This window comes from Streptomyces bohaiensis, assembly GCF_012033785.1.
Taxonomy (GTDB): domain Bacteria; phylum Actinomycetota; class Actinomycetes; order Streptomycetales; family Streptomycetaceae; genus Streptomyces; species Streptomyces bohaiensis.
On the sequence record NZ_JAAVJC010000363.1, the window covers coordinates 1 to 3,929 of the forward strand.

At 71.3% G+C, this 3,929-nt stretch carries 2 protein-coding genes and 1 riboswitch; both genes read right to left on the reverse strand.

Annotation, left to right across the window (positions count from 1 at the left end; genetic code table 11):
• Positions 1–42: 42 nt before the first annotated feature.
• Positions 43–1,116 carry a ribonucleotide-diphosphate reductase subunit beta gene (locus tag HCN52_RS22605; RefSeq protein ID WP_168090291.1) on the reverse strand — a complete coding sequence of 358 codons (1,074 nt, stop codon included), beginning with the start codon at positions 1,114–1,116 and terminating at the stop codon, positions 43–45.
• The gene (locus HCN52_RS22610) at positions 1,107–3,497 is read right to left on the reverse strand and encodes a ribonucleoside-diphosphate reductase subunit alpha (RefSeq protein WP_168090292.1); all 2,391 of its coding nucleotides are present in this window, start codon (positions 3,495–3,497) and stop codon (positions 1,107–1,109) included. The genes HCN52_RS22605 and HCN52_RS22610 overlap by 10 nt, the downstream gene beginning before the upstream one ends.
• Before the next feature lie 95 nt (positions 3,498–3,592).
• Positions 3,593–3,721, reverse strand: a riboswitch (cobalamin riboswitch).
• Between the last annotated feature and the right edge of the window lie 208 nt (positions 3,722–3,929).

Sequence of the window (3,929 nt, forward strand, 5' to 3'; positions counted from 1 at the left end):
GCCGCTGCCCGCGCTCCGGCGGGCAGCGGCGGCGGCCGGCTGTCAGAAGTCCTCGTCGAGGTTGACCGTGCCCTCGACGGCGACCTGGTAGGCCGAGGCGCGCCGCTCGAAGAAGTTGGTCAGCTCCTGCACGTTCTGGAGCTCCATGAACGAGAACGGGTTCTGCGAGCCGAAGACCGGCTCCAGGCCGAGCCGGACCAGCCGCTGGTCCGCCACGCACTCCAGGTACTCGCGCATGGAGGCCGTGTTCATCCCCGGCAGGCCCTCGCCGCAGAGGTCGCGGGCGAACTGGAGCTCCGCCTCGACGGCCTCCTTCAGCATGTCGACGACCTGCTGGTTCAGCTCCTCGTCGAAGAGCTCCGGCTCCTCGGCGCGGACGGTGTCGACCACGTGGAAGGCGAAGTCCATGTGGCAGGACTCGTCGCGGAACACCCAGTTGGTGCCGGTCGCCAGGCCGTGCAGCAGGCCCCGGGACCGGAACCAGTACACGTAGGCGAAGGCGCCGTAGAAGAACAGCCCCTCGATGCAGGCCGCGAAGCAGATGAGGTTCAGGAGGAACCGGCGGCGGTCGTCCTTGGTCTCCAGCCGGTCGATCTTCTCGACGGAGTCCATCCACCGGAAGCAGAACTGCGCCTTCTCCCGGATGGAGGGGATGTTCTCCACCGCGGCGAACGCCTCGGCGCGCTCGTCCGGATCGGGCAGGTAGGTGTCGAGCAGCGTCAGGTAGAACTGGACGTGCACGGCCTCCTCGAAGAGCTGGCGCGAGAGGTAGAGCCGCGCCTCCGGGGAGTTGATGTGCTTGTAGAGCGTCAGCACCAGGTTGTTGGAGACGATCGAGTCACCGGTCGCGAAGAACGCCACCAGCCGCCCGATCATGTGCTGCTCGCCCGGGGAGAGCTTGGCCAGGTCCGCCACGTCGGAGTGGAGGTCGACCTCCTCCACCGTCCAGGTGTTCTTGATGGCGTCGCGGTACCGGTCGTAGAAGTCGGGGTACCGCATCGGCCGCAGCGTGAGCTCGAACCCGGGGTCGAGCAGGTTCTTGGTGCCGGTGGTGGTCGCGGTGTGCGACGAGCCGGTCTGGGGCGCCGGGGCGGATACGGGGGCGGTCACTGGCATGCCTCGCAGGATTCGGGGTTCTCGAGGGAGCAGGCGACGGCGTCTGCCTCGGCCGCCGACTGCTGCGCGGGCACGACCGCCGGCTGGGCGGCGGCGCGCGCGGACTGCGCGATCCGGGTGGCCGGACGCGAACGCAGGTAGTAGGTGGTCTTGATGCCGCGCTTCCAGGCGTAGGCGTACATCGAGCTGAGCTTGCCGATGGTCGGCGCGGCCATGAAGAGGTTGAGCGACTGGCTCTGGTCGAGGAACGGGGTCCGCTCGGCCGCCATGTCGATCAGGGCGCGCTGCGGCACCTCCCACGCGGTGCGGTACAGGTGGCGGACGTCGTCCGGCAGCCCCGCCAGCTCCTGCACCGAGCCGTTGGCCTCGCGGAGCGCGTCACGGGTGGTGTCGTTCCACAGCCCCCGCTCCTTCAGCTCCTCCACCAGGTAGGTGTTGACCTGGAGGAACTCACCGCTGAGCGTCTCGCGCTTGAACAGGTTGGAGACCTGCGGCTCGATGCACTCGTAGACGCCCGCGATCGACGCGATGGTCGCGGTCGGCGCGATCGCCAGCAGCAGCGAGTTGCGCATCCCGGTGCGGGAGATGCGGGAGCGCAGCTCGTCCCACCGCTCCGGCCAGGTCAGCTCGGCGTCGGGGTAGTGGTCCGGGTGGAGCACGCCGCGGGCGGTGCGGGTGGCCTCCCAGCCGCGGTGCGGCCCGTGGCGCTCGGCGAGGTCGGCCGAGGCGTGGTAGGCCGCCAGCATGATGCGCTCGGAGATCCGGTTGGAGAGTCGCCGCGCCTCGGGGGAGTCGAACGGCAGCTTCAGCCGGAAGAAGACGTCCTGGAGACCCATGAGGCCCAGGCCCACCGGGCGCCAGCGGGAGTTGGAGGCCCCGGCCTGCTCGGTCGGGTAGAAGTTGATGTCGACCACGCGGTCCAGGAAGGTGACGGCGGTGCGGACGGTGTCGTCCAGCCGTTCCCAGTCCATCTCGCCGCCCTCGCCCAGGTGCGCGGCGAGGTTGACCGACCCCAGGTTGCAGACGGCGGTCTCGCCGTCGTCGGTGACCTCCAGGATCTCCGTGCAGAGGTTGGAGGAGTGCACGACCGCGCCGGGCTCCGCCGTCTGGTTGGCGGTGCGGTTGGCGGCGTCCTTGAAGGTCATCCAGCCGTTGCCGGTCTGGGCGAGGGTCCGCATCATCCGCGAGTACAGCTGACGCGCGGGGACGGTGCGGACGGCCTTGCCCTCGGCCTCGGCGCGGCGGTAGGCGTCGTCGAAGGCGTCGCCCCAGAGGTCCACCAGCTCCGGCACGTCGGCGGGGGAGAACAGCGACCAGTCGCCGTCCGCCTCGACGCGGCGCATGAACTCGTCCGGGATCCAGTGGGCGGTGTTGAGGTTGTGGGTGCGGCGGGCCTCCTCGCCGGTGTTGTCCCGCAGCTCCAGGAACTCCTCCAGGTCCGCGTGCCAGGTCTCCAGGTAGACGCAGGCCGCGCCCTTGCGGCGCCCGCCCTGGTTGACCGCGGCGACGGAGGCGTCCAGCGTCCGGAGGAACGGCACGATGCCGTTGGAGTGGCCGTTGGTGCCCCGGATCAGCGAACCGCGGGCGCGGATGCGGGAGTAGGAGAGGCCGATGCCGCCGGCGTGCTTGGAGAGCCGCGCCACCTGGTGGTACCGGTCGTAGATCGAGTCCAGCTCGTCCAGCGGCGAGTCCAGCAGGTAGCAGGAGGACATCTGCGGGTGGCGCGTGCCGGAGTTGAAGAGCGTGGGGGAGGAGGGCAGGTAGGAGAGCGTGCTGGTGAGCCGGTACAGCTCGGCGACGTCGCTCACCGCCCGGTCGCTGTCGTCCTCGGCGAGGCCGCAGGCGACGCGCAGCAGGAAGTGCTGCGGCGTCTCGATGACCTTGCGGGTGATGGGGTGGCGCAGCAGGTAGCGGGACTGCACGGTGCGCAGGCCGAAGTAGCCGAAGCGGTCGTCGGCGCCGTCGGCGACGGCCGACTCGGCCAGTGCGTCGAGGCGTTCGGCGTGGCGCCGCACGAACGCGGCGGTGGAGTCGCCGATCAGCCCCTCCCGGTGGCCGACGGCCACCGAGGCGGAGAACGCGACCGCGCCCTGGGTCGCCGCCTCCTCGCGGATGGCCAGCGTCAGCATCCGGGCGGCGAGCCGGGAGTACTGGGGCTCGTCCCCGATGAGACCGGCGGCAGCCTCGATCGCCAGCGACCGCAGCTCGGCCGCGTCGGAGGAGGCGTTGCGGCCCCGCAGTGCGGCAGCGGCGACGCGGCCGGGTTCGGTGGCGCCGAGGTCGGCGGTGAGCCGGGTCAGCTCCTGGAGGAGGATGCCGCCGGGCTGGTCCTGCTCCTCGGGCGTCGCTGCTGAGACGGGCTCCGCTGGTGCGATGGTCACGCGTTCTCCCTCGTGGCTCTCGGCCGTCGCGGGATCGGGCGACGCACGCGGGCACACCGGGGGACCGCGTACGCGGGCCCAATCCACGAGGCCCGGACGTCTTAAGCTTTCGCACAGGTGTTCGGACTCGACGCCACGCCGGAATGGCGCTCACCGTTGCGGGACAGTCCCGGATTCACACCGGATTCCCCTGCTGCGACAGCACGGCCGATCATACATCTGGGGGCCGGGGGCGCACGCACCCCCATATCTTGTGTTCCCGGAGTGTCGGCGGCCTGCTGGGCGCCACGGCGGGAGTGGGGTGCGCCCCGCGTGTCGCGGCTCCCGCGCGGGGCCGCGGCGACGCCTCGGACCGGCGCGACGGCCCCGTGCACCGCGGCCGGGGCGGTCCCCGGTCCGGCCGCTTCGGCGGCCGCCGGAGCGGGCCCGGTG